This window comes from Shewanella sp. SM95 (assembly GCF_025653595.1).
GTDB classification, from domain to species: Bacteria; Pseudomonadota; Gammaproteobacteria; order Enterobacterales; family Shewanellaceae; genus Shewanella; species Shewanella oncorhynchi.
The window spans coordinates 492,459-518,842 of record NZ_JAKKSE010000002.1 but is presented as its reverse complement, the minus strand read 5'-3'; the positions used below and the strand labels follow the sequence as shown (position 1 = coordinate 518,842).

Genomic DNA, 26,384 nt, shown 5'->3' with positions numbered 1-26,384 from the left:
ATTTTAGACAGGTTTTATCGCACAATAATCATAAAAAAGAGCAAAGTATGAATTTAACCTTAGTCGTCGCCGTTATTGCCGTCTGTTATGTCTCGCTTTTATTCCTATTAGCGTGGGGGGCGGAGCGTTGGTTTAGCCGGATCACCAAAAAGCTACAGGTCGGTATTTATGGCCTGAGCTTAGCGGTCTACTGCTCTTCGTGGAGTTTTTTAGGCACAGTCGGCCAATCGGCTAAGGATCTCTGGTCTTTTTTACCGATTTTTATCGGCCCCATTCTTATTTTCACCTTAGGTTTTGGCATGTTACGCAAGATGGTATTAGTGTCTAAGGCACAAAATATCACCTCAGTGGCCGACTTTATTGCCGCCCGATACGGCAAATCTCAAACCTTAGCCGCCTTAGTCACCTTAATAGCCTTGTTTGGCATCATGCCCTATATCGCCCTGCAGCTTAAGGCGATGGTGTTCAGCCTTAACCTGTTTCAACCCGCAAACGATCCCCTCGATGGCGTGACAATTCCGTTACTGATCACGTCTTTATTAGCCATATTTGCCATTTTATTTGGTACCCGCAAACTCGATGCCACCGAGCACAATCCCGGCATGATGCTTGCGATTGCCTTTGAGTCTCTGGTGAAGCTCGCCGCATTTTTATTGGTCGGCGTCGTCATTAGTTTTGGGGTGTTCGATGGTTTTGGGGATATTTGGCAGCAGGCGAATGCGCAGTCGCTGATTAATTATCCCAATCCCCGTATCGAAGCTTTAATGCCTGAGTTACTTGTCGGAATGGCGGCGTTTTTGTGTATGCCAAGGCAGTTCCATGTGATGGTGGTGGAATGCGCCGATGAGTCTGTGCTGTCGAAAGGACGTTGGCTGTTTCCCATCTATTTAGCGCTTTTTGGTTTATTTGTTGGACCGCTCGCCTTGGCGGGGAAGATCATCCTCGGCGATTCAGTGTCGGCCGATACCTATGTGATTAATTTGCCACTCGCTTTAGATCAACCTTTGCTGGCGGTGATTGCACTGCTGGGCACACTTTCGGCGGCAACCGGCATGGTGATAGTGGCGGTGGTGACCATTAGTGTGATGGTGAGTAACGAATGGCTGGTGCCTGTGATGCTGCGCACGGGCCATATCCGCGAGAAAAACTTCAGCCAGTTCTCGCAGTTGTTGCTCAATGCCCGCCGTTTGGCGATCGTGATCATTCTTGGCTTAGGTTATGGCAGTTATCTGGCCTTAGCGGACAGTGATTCCTTATCCCATCTCGGCATGTTGTCCTTCGGGGCTTTTGCTCAGTTAGCGCCTGCCTTAGTGGGCGGACTCTATTGGAAACACGGCAATCGTGCTGGGGTATTTTTAGGGCTCGGCGTGGGCTTTACGCTGTGGTTTTACATCATGTTGCAGGGCATGACAGATGTGCAAAGTTCATCGGTGTTCTTGTCTGGCGTCGCGAGCGAGAAAGGCCTGCTAGATGCGATAACGCCCAATGTGCGTGATGCGCTAACGGCACTTTTTGCCAATATCGCCTGTTATATTTTGGGGTCGATTTGGTTTAGGGCGGGTGTGGCCGAGCGTATTCAGGCCAGTGCCTTTGTCAGTCCTGGCAAGTTGAAAAACAGCGCCAATAAGAAAAATGGCCCGATTTCACAGCAGGATTTGCTTATTCTCGCCAGTCGATTCGTCAGCCCAACACGGGCCTACGAGAGTTTTAGCCGTTTCTCAATTGACGCCGTAAAAAGTGATAGTTGGCATAAAGCGGCGCCGCCAGAGCTGATTTTCCACACGGAACGTTTATTAGCGGGCGTACTCGGCGCCTCAAGCGCGGCGTTGGTGATGGATTCTGTGCTACAAGGGCGTGATTTGGCGCTGGATGAAGTGTTCAGTCTAGTCGATGAAGCTTCATCGAAAATTATGCTCAGCCAAGACATGCTGCGCGGCGCGATTGAGCACGCCTATGAAGGCATGAGCGTGATAGATAGCGATCTCAACCTAGTAGCTTGGAATTATAAATATGTGGAGCTGTATCAATATCCCGATGGATTCTTGCAGCAGGGCATGCCCATCAGCGAAGTGATCCGTTTTAATGCGGCGCGGGGTTATTGCGGTGAAGGGGAAATCGAACAGCAGGTTGAACAGCGGGTGCAGCACATGCGTAATGGCACGCCGCACACTTCTGAGCGCCATCGCAGGGACGGTAAAGTGATTAAAATTCAAGGTAATCCCATGCCAGACGGTGGCTTTGTGATGACCTTTACCGATATTACTCAGTATCGCGAGCAGGAGCGCGCACTGCTCGAGGCCAATGAAACCTTAGAAAGCCGCGTTAACGAACGTACCTACGAATTAGCCATGTTGAACAGTGAGTTACTCGAGGCTAAGGCGCAGGAAGAAATTGCCAACGCCTCCAAGAGTCGCTTCTTGGCCGCCGTTGGCCATGACTTAATGCAGCCACTAAATGCCGCGCGGTTGTTTACCGCATCTTTATCTCAGTATCCCAATTTAGATCGCGAGGCCAGAACCACCTTATCCCATGTGAATAGCTCGCTAAAGATCGCCGGCGAGTTGCTTACCGATCTGCTGGATATTTCTAAACTCGATTCCGGCATGGTGGAGGTGAATCGGCGTGACTTTGCGATTTCAGAACTGATCAACGGCTTATCCGTAGAGTTTGAGGCGATGGCAGCGGACAACCAAATCCGTTTTAAGATGATCCCATGCAGCGCGACCGTTAATTCTGATCCTTCGTTGTTACGCCGAGTCCTACAAAACTTTTTAACCAATGCCTACCGTTACGCCCGTGGCGGCAGAGTCTTGTTTGGTTGTCGCCATCGCGGTCATTATCTTGAGATCCAAGTATTAGACACGGGCTGTGGTATCGATGAAAAGGAAACCCAAGAAATTTTTAAAGAATTCAAGCGGCTGAATAATCCTAAGAGCAACAATGTCAGCGGCTTAGGCTTAGGTTTAGCGATTGCCGATCGCATCAGTAAAGTGCTGGAACACGGCATTCAGGTTTCATCCCATTTAGGCCGCGGCTCGGTATTCTCTATTTGCGTGCCGCTCGGGGAGACTGTGCGTCAGCCGCAAGTGAAGGCGTTGCCGTCGCTGCTGCAGCCGTTATCGGGTATCAAAGTGCTGTGTATCGACAACGAAGAGGCGATTCTTGCGGGGTTAGAAAGTCTATTAAGTCGTTGGCAATGTGAGGTTATTTGCGCAAAAGATTTATCTGATGCACGCATTAAGCTAGGGCTGAAAGGCGTTGCGCCAGATATTGTGCTCGCCGATTACCACTTAGATGATGGCCAAAATGGCGTTGATGCGATGGACGGTATTCGTGCCCTGTACGGCAAAGACTTGCCCGGCATTTTGATCACCGCCAATACCCGTAAAGAGCTGGTGGAAGATGTGCAACGCCGCGGCTATCACTATATGGCGAAAATGATAAAACCTGCCGCGCTGCGCGCCTTGATTTCTAGCTTAGTGAAATAAGTTTAGTAGCATGTGTTTTGCATAATTAACTTAGCAAAACTAGCTTGGCAAGATAGGTTTAGTAATAGGCGCTCGGTAAAATGAGTTTAGTGGAGTCGGTACGTTAATCGAAAGTCCAGATAACCCGCGCAGTTGCTATGCGGACTATCTGGACTAAACACAGGGCTAAAAGTTTGGTTGGCTAAAGGTTTGTCATCGTTCTTTAGTTCATCCCTAATCAAGTGAATGATCAGAGTTTGAAAACGGCGAGTTTGCCATTTAAATTCAGTGATAACTCCGCCAAACTTTCACTTTCTTGGGCTAGATAGGTTGCCGATTCAGAAACTTCGAGCGCTGAGTTATTAATCCCGCACACGTTTCTGTTCATGTCTTCAGCGACCACACTTTGTTCTTCTGCGGCGGTAGCGATATGGGTCGCCATGTCACTCACATGTTTGATGTGGGCTACGATAAGCGATAAATCACTTCCCGCTTTTGCCGATTGACTCACACTGTTTTCTGCCAGCGCACGGCTTGCATCCATTGCCTTAGCGGCGCTCACGGCCCGTTGTTGCAATAATGAAATCGTGTTCTGAATTTCTTCGGTTGATTGTCTGGTGCGACTGGCGAGTTGTCTCACTTCATCGGCGACCACTGCAAACCCTCGTCCTTGCTCACCTGCGCGGGCGGCTTCAATGGCGGCATTCAGTGCGAGTAAGTTAGTTTGATCTGAAATTGCGCTGATCACTGAGGTGACTTCGCTGATCTGCATGACTTCCTCTTTAAGCATGTTCACTTGATCCGTCGCTTGCTCCACTTCTTTGGCGAGGGCATGAATTCCGTCCACACTGGCGTGAACATCTTGGTCGCCAAGGCCTGCTTCCCATGTGGCTTCTTTGGTATCTTTGGCTGTGCTCTCCGCATTATTCGCCACATCGGCGATAGTGGCGCTCATTTCATTCATGGCGGTGGCGAGCTGGGCAAGCTGATCCCGCTGATTATTCACCGCTTGATTGGTTTCCTCTGCGGTTGAGGCGATACGAGCCGAGGCATGGGCAACATTATCAGCGCTATGACTCGCTTCCAGTAAGGTGCTACGAATCGAGCCAATGCTTTGGTTGATGTTGCGGGCTAAGGTGCCAAGCTCGTCTTTACCATAGACCTTTAATTGCGTGGTTAAATCCCCCTTTGTGATGGCGAGCATCGTTTGATTTACATCAACCAGTGGCCGAGTGATAGAGTGACTAATGGCATAACCTAGCCAAGCCATGAGCAAGATAAGCACTAATGTCGTGCCTCCCATGACAAAATACTCATGCCAAATGGTGGCTTCGATATCTTGGAGCAACATGCCTGAGCCCAAGATCCAGCCCCAAGGTTTAAATCCCATTACCAGTGACATTTTTTGCGCCGATTTACCGTTAGCTGTCGTCCAGCGGTATTCGACTAAGCCTTGTTTGCCATCACGGCCGAGTTCGACCATTTTGTACCAGTAGTTTTCTTCGCCTTGATTGCCCATTTGTTGGCCAACTAATTCTCTTTTGATGGGGTGGACGATGACGCGCCTCGATTCATCAATCACAAACAAGTAGTTATCATTATCAAAGCGCATGTCGTTCAACATGTCCTTGGCGGCTTGCTGTGCTTGCTCTAAGGGCAGTGATTGGGATAACGCCTGAATGCGGCTGCTGGCGAGGGACAATACGGCATTAAGCCGTGCCTCACGCTCCGCCATCAGATTGTGCTTTAAAGCGGTAACAGAAATAACGAGTAAAATTAAGGCGCCTGCGAGGGCGATGATGAGCTGTAATGCGAGTTTGCGATTGACGGCTATGTCAGCGAGTTTGAACATATGATCTCCATGTCTTGGTGTAGCTATTTAAGCCATTCCTCAGCTCAATTTGTTGGCGGATATTGGCGAAAGATGTGTGGGGTAAAGTTAGCGATATAAGCATTGCTGGCTTTGGTAAAATTTCCAGTTGGCGAATTAAATAAATGCACTAAATTACAGAGTATTAATGGAAATTGTGAGCAATATTGCAATTGCAACCTTAGCGCGTTTATCTATCGAGAGGATACGAGATTCGAACAAGGGAAGGGGCTGCTGAGTACTGATATAAGCCAGGCAGTTCGAACCCCTAGCGCACAGTGCGCAGGGGTTCGTTTATTCGACATTAAAGGCTTATTGAGTTGAAAGAGCGTTAAGCTAAAAAATGGCCAAGCGTTAAAGTATCAACCGTGGCTGATAAGCTGCGGCTCAAGACTTTTTGATACCGCGCTAATACCTGCTGCGACTTGCTTCATCGCACTGGTGAGTTGGCTTAATTGTGCTGAGCTAATCACATAGGGCGGCATGATATAGATAAGGTTAGCGAAGGGGCGAACCCACACCCCTAAATCAACAAATTGTTGCTGTAGCTCAGCGGTATTGACGGGATCATGCATCTCTAACACGCCGACAGCGCCGAGGACTCGCACGTCCTTAACACTCGGTAAATCAATCGCATCCTTAAGTTCTAAGCGCATTTGCTGCTCGATAGCGGCCACTTGCGTTTGCCATTCATTGCGGTTAATTAAGTCTAAGCTCGCACACGCCGCCGCGCAGGCCAGCGGGTTGCCCATAAAGGTCGGCCCATGCATAAACACGCCAGCGGGAGATTGGCTGATTCCTTGGGCGACTTTATCGGTACACAGCGTTGCCGCTAGGCTGATGTAACCGCCCGTTAGCGCTTTACCTAAACATAAGATATCTGGAGTGATATTGGCGTGTTCATAGGCGAACAGCTTGCCTGTGCGGCCAAAGCCAGTAGCGATTTCATCTAAGATTAATAGCACATCAAACTCATCGCACAGGGCGCGAATACCCGCTAAATAATCTGCGCTGTAAAAACGCATCCCGCCAGCGCCTTGCATGATTGGCTCTATAATCACAGCAGCAATATCATGGTGATTTGCACTTAAAATGCTGCGCATTGCGGTTAAATCATCGGCTTGTAAGGCTTCGCCAAAGGCGGTTTGTGGTGCAGGCACAAAGGATTGTTTTGTCAGCGCATCGCCAAACATAGTGTGCATGCCACCTTCGGGATCGCACACGCTCATGGCGGCAAAGGTATCGCCGTGGTAACCCTTCTTAACGGTAAGAATGCGTTGTTTTAGCGGCCGCTCTTTATGTGCGCCTTGCTCCTGCGAGCTCTTACTTTGCAAACTCTTACCTTGCAAACTTTGACCTTGCCAATATTGCAACGCCATTTTGATCGCCACTTCGACTGAGATAGAGCCAGAGTCGCATAAAAAGATTTTCGTCAGCGGCTCGCAGGTCATAGCGATAAGTTTTTTACACAGTTCAATGGCGGGTTCATGGGTGATGCCGCCAAACATCACATGGCTCAGCTGATGCAGCTGTTTTTCCATCGCGGTTAATATCTCGGGATGCGCATAACCGTGCACACAGGCCCACCATGAGCTAGTGCCATCGACCAGCTTGCGGCCATCGACGAGTTCGAGCTCGCAGCCCTTCGCACTATGTACACCAAAAACAGGAAGAGAACGGGTCATTGAGGTGTAAGGATGCCAAATATGGGCGCTATCAAAATCAAAATCGAGTAAATTGCGCATAAATGCTCACTAAGTTGGTGGTAAAATAGCCATTAGTAAACTGGATTCACTGGTTGGCGTTGACAGTTTAAGGGCTGAGGTTATCCTAGCCAAGATAAAAGACAGAATAAAAAGGGTGTTCAATGTCGCAGTTGCAAGTTCGTCATGATTGGAAGCGGGAAGAAATCGAAGCCTTATTTGCGCTGCCGATGAATGATTTGTTATTTAAAGCCCACAGCATTCACCGTGAAGTGTACGATCCCAATGAAGTGCAAATTAGCCGCTTGTTATCGATTAAAACCGGTGCTTGCCCTGAGGATTGTAAATACTGCCCGCAGAGCGCCCGTTATGACACAGGTCTAGAGAAAGAGCGTTTGCTGGCAATGGAAACTGTGCTGACCGAAGCGCGCAGCGCTAAAGCCGCGGGGGCTTCTCGTTTCTGCATGGGGGCCGCTTGGCGTAACCCAAAAGAAAAAGACATGCCGTACCTTAAGCAAATGGTACAAGAAGTCAAAGCCTTAGGCATGGAAACTTGCATGACGCTCGGCATGCTTTCTGAAGATCAAGCGAACGATTTAGCCAGCGCAGGCTTAGATTATTACAACCACAATTTAGATACTTCGCCTGAATACTACGGCGATGTGATCACCACACGTACCTATCAAAATCGTCTAGATACACTGACAAATGTGCGCGCCTCAGGCATGAAAGTCTGCTCTGGCGGGATTGTCGGCATGGGTGAAAAGGCGACGGATCGTGCAGGCTTACTGCAACAGTTGGCCAATTTACCGCAGCACCCTGATTCAGTGCCGATCAATATGTTAGTCAAAGTGGCGGGCACGCCGTTTGAGAAACTTGACGATCTCGATCCACTCGAGTTTGTGCGTACTATTGCTGTAGCGCGTATTTTAATGCCACTTTCGCGCGTGCGTTTATCGGCTGGCCGCGAAAATATGAGTGATGAACTGCAGGCCATGTGTTTCTTTGCTGGCGCCAACTCGATTTTCTACGGTTGCAAATTGCTGACTACGCCAAACCCAGAAGAAAGCGATGATATGGGGCTATTCCGACGTTTAGGTTTACGTCCAGAGCAGGGCGCAGCGGCAAAATTGGAAGAAGAAAGTGCAGTATTAGCCAAAGCAGCAGCCTATCAAGATAAGTCATCGGCACAATTCTATGACGCGGGTGCTTTGTAAGAACACTGAGTTCATGTTGTTTGACGCACATTGTTGGATAACATGTCAATCCTGTTGGTCGTAGTCTGTTTTGACTGCGGCCGACAGGCTTATTAAATGTGCTCTATTTCTAAGGCAACCGTCTTAAACCGAACACTCATAGGGTAATCATTGTTGAGACCATTGTTGAAACAGTCATTTTTGAGTCAGTCATGCTTGAGGCTACATCGATGAGTTCTCTGCTTGAGACTAAAATTGCCGCCCGTCAGCATGCTTTGCGTGAGCAAGGATTACTGCGACAACGTAAAGTGCTGAGTGTCGATCATGCCCTTAACACCAACGCATCCACTTCGAGCCCACGTTTTGTGTTCGAAGGTCGCGCCTATGTCAATTTCAGCAGTAATGATTATTTAGGTTTATCCCGCGTACCACAACTCGCTGAGGCCTTGCACCTTGGCGCGCAAACCTACGGTGTGGGTAGCGGCGCATCGCCCTTAGTGACAGGATACAGTGACGCACATTTGGCGCTGGAGCGTGAGCTTTGCGCCTTAACGGGACATGAAGCGGCATTGTTATTTTGCTCGGGCTTTAGTGCTAATACGGCGCTGATGAAAACCCTGTTTGATCAGCACGATATTGTGGTTGCCGACAAACTCGTACATGCCTCCATTATTGATGGTTTGCAAGATAGTGGCGCGCAGCTGAAACGTTTTTTACACAATTCCTTAGAAAGCGCTGAGCGGTTACTTGCTCGAAATCAAACATCGGCGTTAATCACTGAAAGCGTGTTTAGCATGGACGGAGATTGTGCGCCAATTGCCCAGTTATCGGCGCTTTGTCGCCAACATCATACTTGGTTGGTTGTCGATGATGCCCATGGTTTTGCGGTGCTCGATGGTTATCACAATGCAGAGGCCGCCAAGCTTATCGATGTGCAAGTGGTGACCTTTGGTAAAGCCTTAGGTTGCCAAGGCGCGGCCGTGTTGGGGAGTCAGGCGCTGATCGATTTTTTGGTCAGTAACGCCCGCGAATATATTTACTCGACTGCTTTATCGCCCGCCAATGCGGCGCTAGCCTTAGCCGCGACTCAGTACAGCACAGCACATCCCGAGTTACAGCAACAACTGCTTGAGAATATTAAGCTATTCAAACGGTTATGCCGAGAGGCTAATGTGCCCCTTTTAGGTTCAGATACCGCGATTCAGCCGCTGATCATTGGGGATGCGTTGCAAACCTTGCAAGTAGCCGAGGAGCTAAGGGCTGCAGGAATTTGGGTTGGCGCGATTCGCCCGCCGACCGTGCCTGTAAGCTCTGCGCGTTTACGCATCACCTTAACGGCAGCCCACGCCGCCGAAGATATTACGGCGTGTGTTGCGCAATTAGCTCAAGTGCTCAGTCGCGTCGGTGTGCCGCTTGTGACTGAACGACAAGCTGCGGATGATCACAGATAAATGTACGCTATAGAACGCGTTATTCTATTGAATTTTAAGTTTTTATGGTTGAGTGTTAACTGCAATGCCAAGCCCGATTAAATCCAGCAAGCCCAACGCGAGTGAACCAAGCTCTAACGCGCTCCAGTCCAGTGAGCCCAAGTCGAGTGAGTCCAAATCTTGCGAGTCAACAGCTCACGAGTCGAGTGTGAGCGAATCTGCTGTAATGCAAGCTTTTGAAAAACAAGCGATTGAAAAAGTAGCTGTTGGAAAAAGAGCAATTGACAAAGAATCCAATGTTCACGGTGCTCAGATTGCAGAACGATTCTCTGCAGCGGCCCATAGTTATCAAGACCATAATCAGTTACAGCGTTTGAGCGCCGCCAGTTTACTCAGTGAGTTTATCGCCCAAGGTCATCTGTTGGACATTGGCGCAGGCCCTGGGACCGATTTTGCGGCGTATCACTCTGAACATCAATCAGGTTGTCACTCTGAGCATGGTTCGATACAAAATCCACCGACAGCTGTGTTTGCCGTGGATATCGCCCTTGGCATGTTACACAAGCTAAAACAAACTTATCCCGATTATCATGGGGTTTGTGCCGATGCCGAGTGTTTACCCTTTGTCGATGGTTGCATCGATGTGATTTATTCGAATCTGGCTTTGCAGTGGTGTGCGAATTTTCCCGCCGCGGTAGCCGAAATGGCACGGGTGCTAAAGCCGGATGGCGAGTGTCATTTGAGCTTAGTGGCGCAGGGGAGTTTGAATCAATTAGCCGAATTAGGCTTAAGAGTGAATGACTTTTCGACACTGGAGGCGCTAAAAACTGCATTTAAACTCGATACATGGCAGTTCTTAGAGGTGCAGCTCATTCCTATGACAGTGTATTTTGATACTCTCAAAGCATTACTCTATTCCATCAAAGGGGTGGGCGCCTCGGTGCAATCGGCCAGTGCAACCCATTCAGCTAGTTCAATCAGTTTAGCCAATTCAATCAGTTTAGATCATTCAACGATTCAGTCAGCAGGAGAGGTTGCTGGCGCAATAGCCGCTGCAGAATTAGCCCCGCGGCTGCGTGGTCGCCAAGATTGGCAGGCATTGCAGGCCAAAGCCGAATCCTTACGTGTACCCCAAGGTTTGCCGTTAACCTACCAGATAGTGCAGATACGTGCTCGGCGCAGGATGTAAAAGTTTCACACTATGTTTTAGCTACAACAATATTCATGCACACATACTTAGCATTGATTAGCGATAGGGACTTTGATTTGTGGACTTGTGGATTTAAAGGTCTACAGGTTTGCGTTTTAGCTTTATGGAGAGTGCACTTCACAAAAGTGCACTCAATAGCGACAGATAAGGATCTAATATGTTTTTTGTAACAGGTACAGATACCGACAGTGGTAAAACCTTAGTCTCATCGGCGCTGTTAACCGCGGTGAACCGTTTGGGCGCGATAGCCAGTGCTGACTCGGCTGTGAGTATTTTAGCGTCTAACACGCTGTCGACCTTAGGTGTTAAGCCCATTGCCTCGGGCTGCGCACAAACCTCCGAAGGCTTGCGTAATGCCGATGCACTGCAGTTGATGACTTCATCGTCGCTGAAACTTACTTATCCTGTCATTAATCCTTTTACCTTTGAACCTGCAATTGCGCCGCATATTGCTGCCGCCCAAGTGGGCGTGAGCTTAGCGCCTGAGGCTATTATCGAAAGTTTGGATTTAGCGGCATTTGCTCAAGCGGATTTTTGTTTGATTGAGGGCGCGGGTGGCTGGCGTTTGCCCTTAGGCGAGGGCCGATATTTATCGGAGGTGGTACAGAGATTAGAACTGCCAGTGATACTCGTGGTGGGCATGAAGCTCGGTTGCTTAAATCACGCACTGCTCACTCAAGAGGCAATATTGGCCGATGGGCTTAAGATTGCAGGTTGGGTCGCCAATTGTGTCGACCCGAATATGAGTATGTTTGCGGAAAACTTGGCGAGTCTTAAAGAGATGATGTCAGCGCCTTTCCTCGGCTGTGTGCCTTTTCTTGATGATCCCAGTGCTGAAAATGCCGCCGATTATCTTGATACTTCGCCGCTTTTTCAAAGCGTTGAGGCTAATGCATAGGCAGTGCCTAACTAATGTTTAGCCGCTGAGCGGCTTAATGCTTTCATCTAAGCGTTACCGCTAATGTATTTAGACAAAAAAATAAGCCTCACATTACGTTGAGGCTTATTTATATCAAGGCTACTGATTAATGCTCGCAAATGAGTGACTGCACATTAAAGCTAAGAGTCACTATCAGCGATTGATCTGTTGCTTCAATGCCGTTGAGGCTTTAAAGCTGGGCTGATTGTAACCGTCGATTTCTATGGCTTCGCCCGTTTGTGGATTACGGCCCGTTTTAGCGACATGGTATCTGAGTTCAAAGGTGCCAAATTGTGGCAGGAAAATTTTCTCGCCTTCGCTCAAGGCGACGTGGATCTGTTGCAGTATCTGCTCAACCACAGGTTTAGTACTCGCTTGAGATACATTGAGCTCGGCGGCAATACGTTGGATAAGTTGTGCTTTGTTCATAGAAACCTCTGAAGTCAGCTTAGGTTCAATCGAAGGGGAGTTATAACAAGCTCGTCCCGAGATTGAAAGCCATAGCAAGCTCAGCGCAGTTGATTGGTGTTTTATTGACAGGCTTGTGAAGCTTTTGGTGATTGTGTGTTGCTAAAGTAAGTACAAGTTTGTCGGATTGAGTGGTGGGCTGATTTTACTGGGCGAAGTGACTGACTTAATTTAAAGGCTTATTGAAAGCCTTAGTTTAAAACCTTAGTTAAAAGGCCTAAGCGCAAGGCGTATTGCGCTTAGGCTATGGATTGAACACTATTCAACCGTTGGGTGATGAGAAATCCCTTTTAACGCTTGCCTATGAAAAGAGTGTTTCTTCCAGAGTGCGACCTTTCAGCAGCATCTTGTATTGCCATTGATGCTGATTGAAGAGGGCGAATAGGCGCATCTCAATATCACTGTTGTGCGCTTTTTCTGTATTTGTATCTAGCTGGATAATAAACACATTGCTTTGTTTTGAGCTGATGTTCACCACTCCCGCCAGTTTTGCCACTTCCGCTTGCAGTACATCGCTGTCACAGCTTTGCATGGTTAACGTCAGGTAATCGCTGTCGGTCGACGCATGCATTGACACAGCTTGACTCAGTTGGCCTTTATCTAAATACAACACTTGATCGCACAACTTTTCGAGCTCATCGAGATTATGGGAGCTGATCATAAAGGTTGTGGTGGGTGATAAGGCTTTGACCAGTTCACGGACTTTTTTCGCATTGGCAGGGTCGAGTCCCGCCGTCGGTTCATCTAATAATACTAATTCTGGCGAGCCAATCAGCGCCTGCGCAATCGATACACGTTTACTCATACCGTGGCTAAGACTAGGCGGTTTTTGCTCTGCAACATCAATTAGATCGACCAAGGCCAACACGCGCAGTGCCTCTTGCTTTGCTTGCTCCACGTTCATGCCCTGCAGGCGAGCGAAAAATATTAACTGGCTGACAATCGTCAAGTTGGGATCGAGTACTGCATCCTGGGGCAAAGCGGCAATCTTGCCTAAGAGCTTAGGGCTATTGGGGGCTTCACCGAGTAGGGTTATGGTTCCAGAGCTGGGTGATAAATAGCCGCATAACAGGCTAAAAAGTGTGGTTTTACCCGCGCCATTGGGACCGACAAGGGCGATGGGGGCACCCGCTTCAAGGCTGAAACTTACATCATTTAGCGCCTTTTTGCTGCCGTAAAGCTTCGACAGCCCTTGGCATTGGATCAGACTCATAGCGAGCTCCTTTGCATATAAATTCTGCCGAGCAAGAGGGCCACAGCGGTTTGTAACAGTGGAATCGGGGCATAGATTAAGCTATTGAGTCCATTGGTATTGAGCATGTCCGACAGTTGAGCACCGGGTAATACCCACTGGAGTTGTGCTAGTAGGCTAGATTGATTCGCTAACACCACGATAGTGATGGAAATCACTGTCCATAAAATGGTGGCAAACACCATAGCTTGGCGTGCCGTGCGCGCATACAGGGACAATAAAGTCATCACAGCCGTGTAGGGCAAGATCACTATGATGAGGTTAAGACCCACCAAGGCGCCAGATGTTAACGCAGATAAAAACAGTTGGCTGTCGCGGCTGAGCGCGAGGGCGACAGTGGCGATAATCGTTAATAGGATCAGTAAACCTTGGATCAGAATTTGGCCGAGAAAACGGCCGAACAATAAGCTGTCACGGCTAGTGCGTATGGTTAAAAAGCGCAGCGTGCCGCGGGTTTTATCCGATGAGAACTGATCGGCGGCGATAAGAATACTGAACAGTGGAAACAAATACAGCGCAAAGCACCAAAACACCGCCATTTCGGCCACGGGCCACTCAAAGAGCACATTGAGGGTATTGGCACCAAATAAACTGTCAATGATATCTTTTACATTGGGCTGCAATAACATGGCCGATGCACTTTGAATGGGGTAAAGCAGAAGTACACCCCAAACTAAACCAAAGGCGACCAAGGCGATGATCCCGCGGGTATTAAATAAAAATTTGCGCAGTTCAAACATGGCGATAATAAACATGTTGTTGAAACTGCTGGGTGGATTATTGGTCATGTGCTGTCTCTATTCTTTTTTGCGCTAGGTTCAGGGGCTATGGTGCTTGGCGCGACTATGTTGGTGCGGTTCAGTTTCTCACCCTTGGGTAGACAGTGGATTGGTCCATAAGTGCCATGTTGCTCACATAGCACTTATTATCCATCGGTATTTATCAGTCATTATCTATCGCTAATTAGCTCAAAGAGGCAATTAACTCATCAAGTTTTTGCGTCAGTTCAGCCACTTGTCGCTCAAGCTCGGTCACTCTTTTAGTCAATTCAAGCGGCTCAGCATCCAAAGACACAGCGACATGGGCGACGGTATGGCTCGCACTTTCGGGCTGCGCAGTTTCGAGTTGCGATGAGGCGGCAGAGAATAATTCCACATAACGGGATTCACGGCGACCGGCTTCTCTGGGTAATTGTTTTAAGAAGGGCTTTTCACGGCCCATTAATTGGCGGATGCAATCTTCCACGTCGATCACGTCTTTAAATTCGTGTAGGCGATTGCTGCGGGTCCGAAGTTCTCCCGGTGTTTGTGGGCCACGTAATAGCAACAAACAGACGATGGCGAGTGCGGCGGGGGACAGTTGAAGTTCGCTGAATTCGGTATTGCAGAATCTGTGTTTGTATTTAACGACGCGGCTGCCGAATCCCGACTGTTCGCTGATCAAACGTTTCCGATTTAGGGAATCAACGGCGATTTGCACTTGGGTTTCACTGAGTTCGAGTACGGGTTCGCGGCTGGTTTTTTGATTGCAGGCTAAGGTCAATGAGTTTAGCGAGAGTGGATATTGCTCGGGGGTGGTGATTTCTTTCTCAAGCAGGCATCCGATGACTCTGGCTTCGTGTAACGTGAGTTCCATATAAGCTCCAAAGAAAAAAGCATGGCTTTGTTTATAACAGAGCCATGCTTAATATCCTAGGAGTTGTCAGTCAAACTCTGCCTTAGTGGCGGTAAACTGTACAATTTTAACGCTAAGTCCTGAATAGAGTTGATTATTCTGCTGTTTCAGTTAAACGCAGACCATCATTATCTATGCTCAGTTGGCCATTCTTAAATAAGCCACCTATGGCTTTTTTGAAGGCTTTTTTACTCATGCCAAGCTGATCGTAAATGATTTCAGCATCGGTTTTATCGGTCAGGGCTAAGAAGCCGCCAGCCTGTTTGAGTTTGATCAGAATGATGTGGGCGTGCTTATCTAATTCTTGTTTGCTGCCTTGTTGCAGCACAAGATCAATTTTGCCGTCGCGGCGCACTTGTTTGATGAAACCTTTGAGTCTTTGGCCGAAACGCAGTTTTTGGAACACTTCGTTTTCGTAAATCACGCCCCAATGGGCATGATTAATAATGGCTTTGTAGCCTAAATCTGTGGTGCCGCCGATGTATAAATCGACCTGCTCACCGACTGTGTACTCAGGCTCTGTCTTATCGAGGAACTTATCGATTTTTGATGAGGCCATGATGCGTTCATCGGCGCGGTTGGCGTGTACATAAACCAGATATGAACGGCCTTCTTCGATAGGCTTATGTTGCTCACCGAAGGGCAGTAATAAATCTTTATCTAAGCCCCAGTCTAAAAAGGCGCCATAAGGGCCGGTTGCGACGGCTTTTAAGTAGGCGAATTCACCTACCTGTGCCAATGGACGGCGCGTGGTAGCAATCACGATATCTTCAGAATCTAGATACAGAAACACGTCAAGCAGATCACCGACTTGGCAGTCTTTTGGGGTGACTTTGTTTGGCAGCAGTACTTGCCCTAATTCGTGGGCGTTTAAATACACGCCAAAGCTGACTTGTTTTACAACCTCAAGTTTGCAGGTTTTACCTATCTGTACCATGGATCTCTCTGTGCATAATGGAATGTGATTCGGTTGCGATTATACACTTCGGTGCTGAAACTGCAGCATTATTGTCTTTGAGCTTTATCTTAGCGTGTGTGAGCCGTCACTCAGCGCAGGTTTGACCACGCATTGTGTCTCGGAGGAACCATTGATTTGTGGCGGGTTTGGCGCCGTGATATGGGTTGTTTGGCTTCGCTTAATGTTGGCAAATGTGCATCACTTGAGTGACACACAAAAATCAGGGATATTTGCAGGGGTAAATGTCAATAAAAGTGACAAAGGTGATATAAAAAATATTGAACAGACTCGTACGACGTTTATGGGTTAACTAACTAATATTACTCTATTTAAAACCAATGGGTGGCGGGTGGTTGTTAAGCAAGTGTTTATTATATTTTAATGCAAAAGATTAAATGAGATTCTTGCTTGCATTCTGTGACATTGCGCGGTTTAATTGCGCCGTTCAACGACTTTGCTCGTTGCAGACATTACAAATATTACGTGAGTAATAAAGGTTTTATGGTTCACCAGTCATTAACCGTGTAATTGACAACATATCGATTTACATGGGGTTAAGAGGGTTTTTATTAGCTAATGCACAAGCATCCATTTTTTGCACTTTGCCTAAAAGTGTCACAATGCCAACGCTCGATTGTCGTACCATACGATGATACTGGCCTTAAGCATCTCACGTTGATCCGCATCAATTCTGGCCGCGAAGAAGCCAATAGTCCCCTGTTAAAATAATCTTGCCTAGCGATAAGCTGGTTTGGCGTTTTCGCTAGTTCAGTGTTATCGGTTTTCGTTTTCTACTTGTGTTATCGGTTTCTGAAGGTCTTAATCTCTTTTGAACGTCTTTAAGCTACTTATTAGCTTGATGTTTTAAGGATGCGACTCAGGATGTTATTTGGCTTTTTGGCGGTATTTGCGCCCTTTAGCCTGAGGATAAATGCAAGCGAGGCAAGTAAAGATAGCTTTACTGAGGTAAGGGAATAAGCTTTCCCTTCAATATGATACGATGTATTGCGCTAAGATGAGTTGACTCTTGCGCTATTAATGAAAATCGCAGCAATGTCACTTACACTAGCGTGACGTTGCGGCATTAAGGAGAAGGTAAAATCTACCTTCGTGTATGTCAGGTAAGGTGTCCCTTTGCCTGGGTTTGTCGAACGGGCGGTTGTGCTATTAAGCCATAACCGTTTAACCCATTTTTTAATAGACGGGCTAAATAATAATGAATGATTGGTCTATTGATGATGCTCGTGCTGGGTACAATGTTACTCACTGGAGCCAAGGTTTTTATGGGATTAGCGATCAAGGTGAGGTGACTGTGTCACCGGACCCCAAAAATCCTGATTACAAGATTGGCTTAAATGAGCTAGCCAAAGACATGGTTAAGGCGGGAGTCGCTTTACCTGTACTAGTTCGTTTTCCGCAGATCCTGCACCACAGAGTGAACAGTTTGTGCCAAGCATTCGACCAAGCGATACAGAAGTACGAGTATCAGGCGGACTATTTGCTGGTTTACCCGATTAAAGTAAACCAACAGCAAACTGTGGTGGAAGAGATCCTGGCGAGTCAGGCATCAAAAGAAGTACCACAACTGGGTTTAGAAGCGGGCAGTAAGCCTGAGCTGATGGCTGTGTTAGCCATGGCGCAAAAAGCCAGTTCAGTCATTGTATGTAATGGTTATAAAGATAATGAATATATCCGTTTAGCACTGATTGGTGAAAAGTTAGGCCACAAGGTTTACATCGTTTTAGAAAAACTGTCTGAACTGAAAATGGTGTTAGCTGAATCTAAACGTCTGGGTGTGACACCGCGTTTAGGTCTACGTGCACGTTTAGCGTTCCAAGGCAAAGGCAAGTGGCAGGCGAGCGGCGGTGAGAAATCTAAGTTCGGTTTATCTGCTGCGCAAATTTTGTTGGTTGTAGAGCAACTTAAGCAACACGATATGCTGGATTCGCTGCAATTGCTGCATTTCCACTTAGGTTCGCAAATCGCTAATATCCGTGATATTCGCCAAGGTGTGAGTGAAGCGGGTCGTTTCTACTGTGAATTACGTGAATTAGGCGCAAGCGTTAACTGCTTCGACGTCGGTGGTGGTTTAGCGGTGGATTACGATGGCACTCGTAGCCAAAGTAATAACTCGATGAACTATGGCCTGACTGAATACGCTAACAACATAGTTAACGTATTGACTGACATCTGTAATGAATACGAGCAACCTATGCCACGTATTATTTCAGAATCGGGTCGTTACTTAACGGCGCACCATGCTGTGCTTATCACCGATGTTATCGGTACTGAAGCTTATCAGCCTGAAGATATTCAACCGCCAGCGGAAGATTCACCACAGTTATTGCATAACATGTGGCATTCATGGTCTGAGATCAGCGGCCGCGCCGATCAACGTGCTTTGATTGAGATTTACCACGATAGCCAAAGTGACTTACAAGAAGCGCATTCGCTATTCGCTTTAGGTCAATTGACCTTAGCGGAGCGTGCGTGGGCTGAGCAAGCTAACCTGCGCGTGTGTCATGAAGTGCAAGGGCTATTGAGTGCGAAAAACCGTTATCACAGACCTATCATTGATGAACTCAATGAAAAGTTAGCCGATAAGTTCTTTGTTAACTTCTCATTATTCCAGTCATTACCGGATGCTTGGGGTATTGACCAAGTGTTCCCAGTATTGCCGTTATCAGGCCTAGATAAAGCCCCTGAGCGCCGTGCTGTCATGCTCGATATCACCTGCGACTCTGACGGTATTGTCGATCAATACGTTGATGGTCAAGGGATTGAAACCACGCTGCCAGTGCCAGCATGGAGTGCGGATAGCCCGTACCTGATTGGTTTCTTCCTTGTGGGTGCATACCAAGAAATCTTGGGTGATATGCATAACCTGTTTGGTGATACAAACTCAGCAGTGGTTCGCATCGAAGATAATGGTGTGACTAACATCGAATCTGTATTGGCGGGTGACACGGTTGCTGACGTATTGCGTTACGTTAACTTAGATGCGGTGGCCTTTATGCGCACTTATGAAGAGTTAGTGAATCTGCATATCGCCGAAGGTGAACGCGCACAAATTTTAGAAGAATTGCAACTAGGGCTGAAAGGCTATACCTATTTAGAAGATTTTTCTTAATTTCTAGCGTGTTAAAATAAATCAGCCTTGGGTAACCTCGGCTGATTTTTGTTTTTATAAGGACAGATTTTTCACTTTTATTGCCGTTTTAGTCGTGTAAAATCGCGTTGTTCTAGGATCAAGTAAAGGATGAGTGACGATCATGAGGTCAAAGGGTTGATGTTTTTTGAAGGTTCAGAAAAAAAACTCGAGATTATCGTGACGGCGTCTGCGCCGAATTTACGAGAACTCGATGTGAGTTTTTGGTCTGCCTTAGTCAACTGTGCCCACGCCGAGATACTGTCGCAGTTAAGTAATGCGGACTGTGATGCTTATCTGTTGAGTGAATCCAGCTTGTTTGTATGGCACGACAGATTTGTCATGCTCACCTGTGGTAACAGTACCTTAGTGGACGCCGCTTGTTACTTTATCGGCGCGCTTGGCGTGCCTGCCATGGCATTGGTGAGTTATCAGCGTAAAAACGAATACCAAGCTCATCTGCAAACCACGAGCTTTGCCGAGGATATTGGCAAACTGCGCCAACGTATCACCGGTAAAGCCTTTCGAGTAGGCCATCTCGACAGCCATCATCACTATTTTTTTTGCTCTGACAGTGATTATCGAGCACCAAAGGATGATCAAACCAGTGAACTGTTGATGTACCACATTCGTGGCGAATTTGCCGACTATCTTAATGGCGGCTCGCAGAGTAAAGATGAGATTTGCACTGCACTCGAACTTAACGATTTACTCCCTGAATTTGAGATTGACGCCCATTTATTTGATCCGTCAGGCTTTTCGATGAACGGTCTCTGGGGCAAATATTATGTTACCTTGCATATTACGCCTCAAAGCGAGAATGCGTGCGCTAGCTCCTATGTGAGCTTTGAAACGAATCTGGATTTAGCGCAGTATCCGCAAGATCTATTAGCGCGTCTATTAACCTTGTTTGCTCCTGTCAGTTGGGACACAATCCGCTTTAATATCGACGACTCAACGCAGGGATTTCCTGCCCATTTATGCTTAGGGCGGTGTTCATTAACGACCGAGCAAGGTTATGACATTGGTTTTAGCCACTATCAGCAGCTTCAGGCTGAAGTGCTGATCCCTGAACTCATGTGAATTTTTGACGTTTGCTTAAGGAAACCCCATGACAGATCTCAGTGACATCCGCCGCGAGTATGCCAAAGGCGGCTTAAGACGTGCTGACTTACCGCAAAACCCGATGGACTTGTTTGAATTGTGGATGACGCAGGCGAGGGATGCGGAGCTTAGCGATCCCACCGCCATGTGTGTGGCGACTGTAGATGAGCACGGCCAACCTTTTCAACGAATAGTATTACTTAAGCGGTTCGATGATACAGGTTTCGTATTCTTTACTAACCTTGGCAGCCGTAAAGCACAGCAAATTGCTGCTAATAATAAAGTCAGTTTGCATTTCCCTTGGCATCCTCTAGAGCGGCAAGTGTCGGTGCTCGGTGAAGCGCAGGCGCTGTCCACCGCTGAAGTACTTAAATATTTTATGACCCGTCCTAAGGACAGCCAAATTGCGGCTTGGGTATCACAGCAATCGAGTAAACTCAGTGCCAGACAAGTACTTGAAGGCAAATTCTTTGAAATGAAAGCTAAGTTCGCCAAGGGCGATGTGCCTTTACCCAGTTTTTGGGGCGGTTACTTAGTGAGACCTTCGAGTATCGAATTTTGGCAGGGTGGAGAACACAGGCTGCATGATCGTTTTATTTATTCTCGCCATGATGCAGAGTGGGAAATCGATCGTTTAGCACCTTAGTACGGTGCATAGTTCGATAGCTCGGCATAAAAATGAGCTCGTGAACCTAACAACAGAGTTAAAAGACATTGAGTGATTATAAAATTTGGGTTGATGCGGATGCATGCCCTAATCCTATCAAAGAAATCCTGTTCCGGGCGGCGGAGCGCAAAGCCCTGCCGCTGGTGCTGGTGGCTAATCAAATGATCCGCGTACCGCCATCTCCCTATATCAGCCAAATTCGAGTCGGTGCGGGATTTGATGTGGCAGATCAATATATTGTCGATCATGTTGAACCGACGCATTTAGTGATCACCGCGGATATTCCCTTAGCGGCTTTAATCATTGAAAAGGGCGCCTTGGCGCTCAATCCCCGTGGCGAGCTTTATACCGTCGATAACATAAAACAAAAGCTGACGATGCGTGACTTTATGGAAGATTTACGCGGTTCTGGCGTGCACACCGGCGGGCCTGATTCGTTTTCTCAAGCGGATAAACAGGCTTTTGCCAATAGCTTAGATAAATGGTTAGTGCGCGTATGAATCATAGTTTACTGGTCGCTAATGGATAAACAGAGTATCTTTAGCTTAAGTTAGGTGATGTTGATCACGTTTAACTGGGCAGGATTTTAGCCTGTTGCGGATGTCGATTTTCTTTACGACATGGCTTTTAAACTCACTCTTTAAGGACGGATACGATGAAAAAATGGATGGGAATTGTCGCCTTATCTGCTATGGCCAGTTTTAGCTGTGCCGCGCAATGGCAAGTGATGGAACAAGATTCGCGAGTCAGTTTTATTTCGGTAAAGAAAGGTGATATAGGTGAAGTCCATCACTTTAAACAACTCAAAGGTACGCTAAAAGATAACGGTCAATTTGAATTAACAATTCCACTAATCGGTGTGGCAACGGGTATTGATGTCCGCGATGAGCGGATGCAAAATTTGTTATTTGAAGTGTCTTTGTATCCAGAGCTGAAACTGTCATCACAAGTAGACCCTAAGATACTAAAAAATCTTGGCGTCGGTGAGAGTAAAGTTTTTGATATTGATGGAAAAATTGCGTTACACGGCAAATCGCAAACTAAGGCTTTTTCGGTGATTATCACTAAAGTTTCTGATAACAAACTTTTAGTGAACAGTTTTCAATCGGTAATTGTTAATGCCAATGAGTTTGATCTTGTGGCTGGGATTGATAAATTACGTGAAATTGCGGGTTTATCGAGCATTAGTCAAGCTGTTCCTGTGTCATTTGTACTAACCTTAACTCAGTAACTTCAATAAGATTGGTATAGATCAATACGTCTGTTATCGAAGATAGGCTAGAGTTAAATAAGTGGCGTATGCGAGATCTTGATAAGAAGCCGAGCCTTTGGCTTCTTTGATATTTTCTGATGTGCTATTAATAGCATCACAATAGATATTAAGTTAATGAGTTTAAAGGGTAAAAAATGGTCACAGATAAAGATGGTTACATGCATTTGGTCCAGTATTTAACTGAACATCTTGGCTTATTTGAAACACCAAGTTCAGAGGTAGTTTCAGACGATACTGTGATGGAGTTATTTGAAGAGCAATTGTCGGCACAGATCATTATGGTGTGTGGCCAAAATCCATCGTTGTCTTTTACGCAACGTAATGTGATTATCCGTGAAGTGGATGCAATTGTGTATGATTTAGAAGAGATTTTAGCTTCAGTTGCCAACCATAAAGCGACTCCCGCACAGACTTTATTTATTACTGAGTTTTCTAGTTTGATTAAGAATTTGTTCGATCAAGAAATCGCTAAACTTCAAGTGAGTGCTTAGTCAGAATAGCAATTAGATTATTTATTAATGCATGATTTTAGGTAAGTCATGACTAATACTATTTTTTAGCAGCGTAAATCACCATCGTTTGAGTACCATGTGTTTCCTCACACTTATTGTTAACCTCGAGCAGTAGCAGCCTTGAGTGTGAGGTAAATATCTGCTCTTTGCTTCACCTCATGTTATTTCGTATGGTCACCATTTTTCATCGAGTTCTGCGACTAAGTTTTGTTGCTGGGTTATGCGAGTTATCGCTGTGGATTCGCTCCTTTTGGCGTCATTTGCATTGCTAATGTGTATGTATAAAATGGTGTTAGCTTAAAATAAAAAGCCCATCTTTCCCGCATTTATGTCATTGTCTGTGTATCTTTAGTGTATGAGCTTTAACTATTTTTCCCTTCATGTATTGATAAGGAGTGTTCAATGCTAACGATTTCTTCGGGTCATGCCGATGATATATTGGCTGTGGTCGCATCTGGCCGTGTTAACCATGGGGATGTTGAAGGCTATTTGGTTCCCGCCATAGAAGCCAAGCTGCAAGACCACGCCAGTATTCGCCTTTGGTACGAGTTTTCCCCTGAATTTGAAGGTATATCCGTTGGGGCCTTGTGGGATGATGCGGTATTAGGTTTATTTCATTTAAGTGATTTTTCAAGGGTCGTGATGATTGCTAATGCCACTCAAACAAATGCTATGGTTAATGCGCTAGCCTGCATGCTGCCATGTCCGGTAAAGGTATTTACCGCCGATGAACATAGCCAAGCCAAGGCATGGTTAGATCAATAACGCACCTTTGTTTATTGCGGTTCTAAATCTGTACTCAGTGGCCAACGACATTGAATGTGTGTGCCTTGGTTCAAGTGGCTACTGATGCTAAGGCTGCCATTGAGATCATTTTTAAGCCACAGATTTATACAGGTCAGCGTTCCAAGGCAGAGTTCTTGCGCTAGTTCTTGCCGTAACTGTGCGAGTTGCGGCACTGTCATACCTATCCCATTATCGATAATACTGATGTGTAACTCTTCGCTCGACTTGTCGATATTAATGGTTATTTCACGCTGTTCATTGTGAGCTTTAAATGCATGATTCAACGTGTTGGTGATTAGACGATAAAACAGCTGCAAATATTGCCAAGAAGGGCCATCAATGATGATATTTTCTTCGCAATTTAACGCTATTTCCACATTTGTTTTAGCTAATTGTACCTTTAGCAACCCTAAGAGATGGCGCATAAATTGTGCGAGATGCAGTGGCCGAATGTCATTTTGATGATTCGTTAATAACTGGGCAATATGTCGCAATTTATCTGCCTGAGTCACCATGATTTCGGTGATCTGATTTTGGTCGTTAGCATTATCTATTGGCTGAAGTTGGCACACTTTGGCGAGTAGCTGATCTTGTTCATGCATAATTTGCGTCATCATTTCAGCTAGAAAATTTTGCATTAGCTGTTGGCTTTGTTCACGACTGAGATTGAGTTGATGATGCTTCTCAAGCAATTGGGTTGATTTGTCTTGGAGCAGATAGAGTTCATGGTTATGTTGATTACTGAGGCGAACTTGTTCTTGTAGGTGATTAAGCGCCTCGACTTGCCCTAAAAGTAACTTTTCTTGTTCTTGCTCTTTAATTTTTTGTAAGGTGATATCAAAGGCGATAGCACCGACTGCAATAACGGTATCGTCATCATCTTTGATCTTAAATTTAGTCACGATATAAATAAGATTGCCTAGGGGCGATGGAATAGCTTCTTCGAAGTTTATGGCTTCATGATTATGCAGAACACGTCGATCATTTTGTTGATACTCGTGGGCAAATTGGCTGGGAAATATCTCAAAATCAGAGGTACCAATAATGCGTCTGCGTTCTATACCTAAGATTTCACAATATTTGTCATTGACGAGAATATATTTACCGTGAAGATCTTTGATATAGATGAGATTTTGAGAAAATTTAAGTAAAGCCCTCAATTGTTCTTTATGGCGCTTTAACTCCAGTTGAAACAGGTTTTGGCTCTGCAATTGCTGTTCTAGTGCCAGATTACTCGCATCTAAGCTCGCCATTGCCACTTCAAGCTGTCGAGTACGCGACAGGAATGTTTTTGCCAATAAGCCAATTTCGTCATGGCTGTTATTGGCTTTGAGTTCGATAGAGGCGGAATCATTACGTTTTAAGGCTTGGACGATTTCAATAATGGGGGTAATAAATAGTCGGTGCTGGAGTAAGAATAATAGAATTAAGCCTAATAGTTGAATACAGACTAAATAAACGCCGACCTTTTCGATTAAATGTTTAGCGGTATCCTGCAGCGGTGAAATTGGGGTGACGACAAGTACCTTCCAATAGGTATTTGGCATGAGAAATACCGAAACGAGAGATGCCGTTTTAAGGATTGGATCATGGGTCAAAGTTACCGACGTCAGTAATTTCGGGGCAGTAAAATGATTTAAGGCATTGTTATTTACGATGGCCGCTAACATGTCACGCTCATTTTGATGACTTAGTCTCGTTAGATGCTGCATCTGTTCTTGGGTAAAAACGCGCTCGGCAATCGCCGCTTCTATAAAGGCTTTATCTGCACTCTGTAATGCGACTTCGACGGGGCTGAAATCTGGCTGTTGGCTGGCGAGATGATTGAAGGTGACGAAAGAATGATTGGTATTGGTTTGATGCTTAAGATCGTTATTGGCATCTGGATAGGCGAGTACTTGGTTTTGATGATCTAAGGCTATGACATAGCCTCTGACATTAATCATAGCATTGCGTAACAGCACATTGAGCTTTTCTAAACTGATATCCACAGTGGCTGCACCAATAAACTGATGGTCCATCCACATAGCGCCTGAGGCTGTGATCATTGACTCATGGGTTGTCGGATCGAAATAAGATTTTGACCAGAAAATTTTACCAGCAGGAAAATAGCGCGTCGGGCGATACCATTCTTCGGTGTGGTAGCTTGGGAACGTGTCTTTGTTATAGGAATCAATGGCGACTAATTCATCGTTTACATTGTGTGCCCAAAACAGGCTATCTCGAAATTTTTGCTGATTAAACGCGCCGGGTTCCGGCCAGACGCCGCCACCAGAGATGATGCGTTGTTGACTATCGAGTTTCAGCAACGTGGGAATGGTTTTCACCAGTTGCTCATGATCATAGCGGTAAAGTTTGGCAATACTGGAAATAGAGTCGACTACGGTTTCAACCTGTGAAATCATTTCTTGCAGTTTGGCGATAATCAACTGGCCATAGTTTTGGTTTAACACGGCTTGCTGATCAAGAACTTGTTGGCGTTGAATGCTCAGCATCACCCAAGCTGTACTACAAATCAAAATAGCGGCAATGACGAGCTGAATAAGGCTAAATTTGAATGGCAAACTGTTTTGCCATTGGGTTAATGGCGTGTGTGGCTCAGATGTCGAACTTTTTCCCATAATCCCCAGTTTCCAAATCACCACTTTTCATTGAGCCAGTGTAGCGCTTTCTCACTGTTTTGCTATTGGCATATGTTTAAGTTGCGAGGATTGAATAGGATAAGTGGAATATAATCGTCAATAAAA

General features: G+C 46.3%; 21 protein-coding genes. 13 read left to right on the top strand and 8 right to left on the bottom strand.

The genetic code is table 11. The features are described from left to right. Positions 1-47 precede the first annotated feature (47 nt). Entirely contained in the window at positions 48-3,488 is a 3,441-nt protein-coding gene (locus L5M29_RS05050; RefSeq protein WP_259215690.1) for a PAS domain-containing hybrid sensor histidine kinase/response regulator, read from the top strand. 229 nt (positions 3,489-3,717) lie between these two features. On the opposite strand, the gene L5M29_RS05045 is transcribed toward L5M29_RS05050, so the two are convergent. Together L5M29_RS05045 and bioA are read right to left on the bottom strand one after the other, a co-directional pair. Beyond that, positions 3,718-5,319, bottom strand: a complete 1,602-nt coding sequence (locus L5M29_RS05045; RefSeq protein WP_263166545.1) for a methyl-accepting chemotaxis protein — start codon at positions 5,317-5,319, stop codon at positions 3,718-3,720. A 380-nt stretch (positions 5,320-5,699) separates the two neighbouring features. After that, positions 5,700-7,082 carry an adenosylmethionine--8-amino-7-oxononanoate transaminase gene (gene bioA, locus L5M29_RS05040; RefSeq protein ID WP_263166544.1) on the bottom strand — a complete coding sequence of 461 codons (1,383 nt, stop codon included), beginning with the start codon at positions 7,080-7,082 and terminating at the stop codon, positions 5,700-5,702. Between the two features lie 122 nt (positions 7,083-7,204). On the opposite strand from bioA, the gene bioB reads away from it, so the two are divergent. From bioB to bioD, 4 genes are all read left to right on the top strand, one after another. Continuing rightward, positions 7,205-8,257, top strand: a complete 1,053-nt coding sequence (gene bioB / locus L5M29_RS05035) for a biotin synthase BioB (RefSeq protein ID WP_006081265.1) — start codon at positions 7,205-7,207, stop codon at positions 8,255-8,257. A gap of 209 nt (positions 8,258-8,466) precedes the next feature. Continuing rightward, complete coding sequence (locus L5M29_RS05030; RefSeq protein WP_263166541.1) at positions 8,467-9,687, top strand: aminotransferase class I/II-fold pyridoxal phosphate-dependent enzyme; 1,221 nt, start codon at positions 8,467-8,469, stop codon at positions 9,685-9,687. A 64-nt stretch (positions 9,688-9,751) separates the two neighbouring features. Continuing rightward, positions 9,752-10,855, top strand: a complete 1,104-nt coding sequence (locus L5M29_RS05025; protein WP_263166540.1) for a methyltransferase domain-containing protein — start codon at positions 9,752-9,754, stop codon at positions 10,853-10,855. Positions 10,856-11,033: 178 nt separating this feature from the next. Further along, entirely contained in the window at positions 11,034-11,774 is a 741-nt protein-coding gene (bioD, locus tag L5M29_RS05020; protein WP_006086317.1) for a dethiobiotin synthase, read from the top strand. Positions 11,775-11,948: 174 nt separating this feature from the next. Here the strand turns inward: bioD and L5M29_RS05015 are convergent, their stop codons facing one another. From L5M29_RS05015 to L5M29_RS04995, 5 genes are all read right to left on the bottom strand, one after another. Continuing rightward, entirely contained in the window at positions 11,949-12,242 is a 294-nt protein-coding gene (locus L5M29_RS05015; protein ID WP_263166580.1) for an HU family DNA-binding protein, read from the bottom strand. A 322-nt stretch (positions 12,243-12,564) separates the two neighbouring features. After that, positions 12,565-13,476, bottom strand: a complete 912-nt coding sequence (locus L5M29_RS05010) for an ABC transporter ATP-binding protein (RefSeq protein WP_263166538.1) — start codon at positions 13,474-13,476, stop codon at positions 12,565-12,567. Further along, complete coding sequence (locus L5M29_RS05005) at positions 13,473-14,303, bottom strand: ABC transporter permease subunit (RefSeq protein ID WP_263166536.1); 831 nt, start codon at positions 14,301-14,303, stop codon at positions 13,473-13,475. The genes L5M29_RS05010 and L5M29_RS05005 overlap by 4 nt, the downstream gene beginning before the upstream one ends. A 175-nt stretch (positions 14,304-14,478) precedes the next feature. Continuing rightward, positions 14,479-15,150 (bottom strand): YceH family protein, encoded by a 672-nt coding sequence (locus L5M29_RS05000; protein WP_263166534.1) that lies wholly within the window; start codon positions 15,148-15,150, stop codon positions 14,479-14,481. Positions 15,151-15,283: 133 nt separating this feature from the next. Beyond that, positions 15,284-16,126, bottom strand: coding sequence for a S1 RNA-binding domain-containing protein (locus L5M29_RS04995; RefSeq protein WP_006086322.1), 843 nt, complete (start codon positions 16,124-16,126; stop codon positions 15,284-15,286). Positions 16,127-16,723: 597 nt separating this feature from the next. Between L5M29_RS04995 and L5M29_RS04990 the strand changes: the two genes are divergently transcribed. From L5M29_RS04990 to L5M29_RS04955, 8 genes are all read left to right on the top strand, one after another. After that, positions 16,724-16,876, top strand: a complete 153-nt coding sequence (locus L5M29_RS04990) for a hypothetical protein (protein ID WP_011846564.1) — start codon at positions 16,724-16,726, stop codon at positions 16,874-16,876. A 487-nt stretch (positions 16,877-17,363) separates the two neighbouring features. Further along, on the top strand, positions 17,364-19,277 hold the full coding sequence (gene speA, locus L5M29_RS04985) for a biosynthetic arginine decarboxylase (protein ID WP_028760330.1): 1,914 nt from the start codon (positions 17,364-17,366) through the stop codon (positions 19,275-19,277). Between the two features lie 159 nt (positions 19,278-19,436). Continuing rightward, positions 19,437-20,378 carry an S-adenosylmethionine decarboxylase proenzyme gene (locus L5M29_RS04980; RefSeq protein ID WP_263166577.1) on the top strand — a complete coding sequence of 314 codons (942 nt, stop codon included), beginning with the start codon at positions 19,437-19,439 and terminating at the stop codon, positions 20,376-20,378. A 28-nt stretch (positions 20,379-20,406) separates the two neighbouring features. Next, the gene (pdxH, locus tag L5M29_RS04975) at positions 20,407-21,045 is read left to right on the top strand and encodes a pyridoxamine 5'-phosphate oxidase (protein WP_131523902.1); all 639 of its coding nucleotides are present in this window, start codon (positions 20,407-20,409) and stop codon (positions 21,043-21,045) included. A gap of 68 nt (positions 21,046-21,113) precedes the next feature. Beyond that, positions 21,114-21,566, top strand: coding sequence for a YaiI/YqxD family protein (locus L5M29_RS04970; RefSeq protein WP_006081277.1), 453 nt, complete (start codon positions 21,114-21,116; stop codon positions 21,564-21,566). Positions 21,567-21,721: 155 nt separating this feature from the next. Continuing rightward, the gene (locus L5M29_RS04965) at positions 21,722-22,297 is read left to right on the top strand and encodes a YceI family protein (RefSeq protein WP_263166532.1); all 576 of its coding nucleotides are present in this window, start codon (positions 21,722-21,724) and stop codon (positions 22,295-22,297) included. Positions 22,298-22,473: 176 nt separating this feature from the next. After that, positions 22,474-22,830 (top strand): DUF3802 family protein, encoded by a 357-nt coding sequence (locus L5M29_RS04960; RefSeq protein WP_113938764.1) that lies wholly within the window; start codon positions 22,474-22,476, stop codon positions 22,828-22,830. A gap of 423 nt (positions 22,831-23,253) precedes the next feature. After that, positions 23,254-23,616 (top strand): STAS/SEC14 domain-containing protein, encoded by a 363-nt coding sequence (locus L5M29_RS04955; RefSeq protein ID WP_028760325.1) that lies wholly within the window; start codon positions 23,254-23,256, stop codon positions 23,614-23,616. 11 nt (positions 23,617-23,627) lie between these two features. Here the strand turns inward: L5M29_RS04955 and L5M29_RS04950 are convergent, their stop codons facing one another. Next, on the bottom strand, positions 23,628-26,258 hold the full coding sequence (locus tag L5M29_RS04950; RefSeq protein WP_263166530.1) for a PAS domain-containing protein: 2,631 nt from the start codon (positions 26,256-26,258) through the stop codon (positions 23,628-23,630). Positions 26,259-26,384 lie beyond the last annotated feature (126 nt).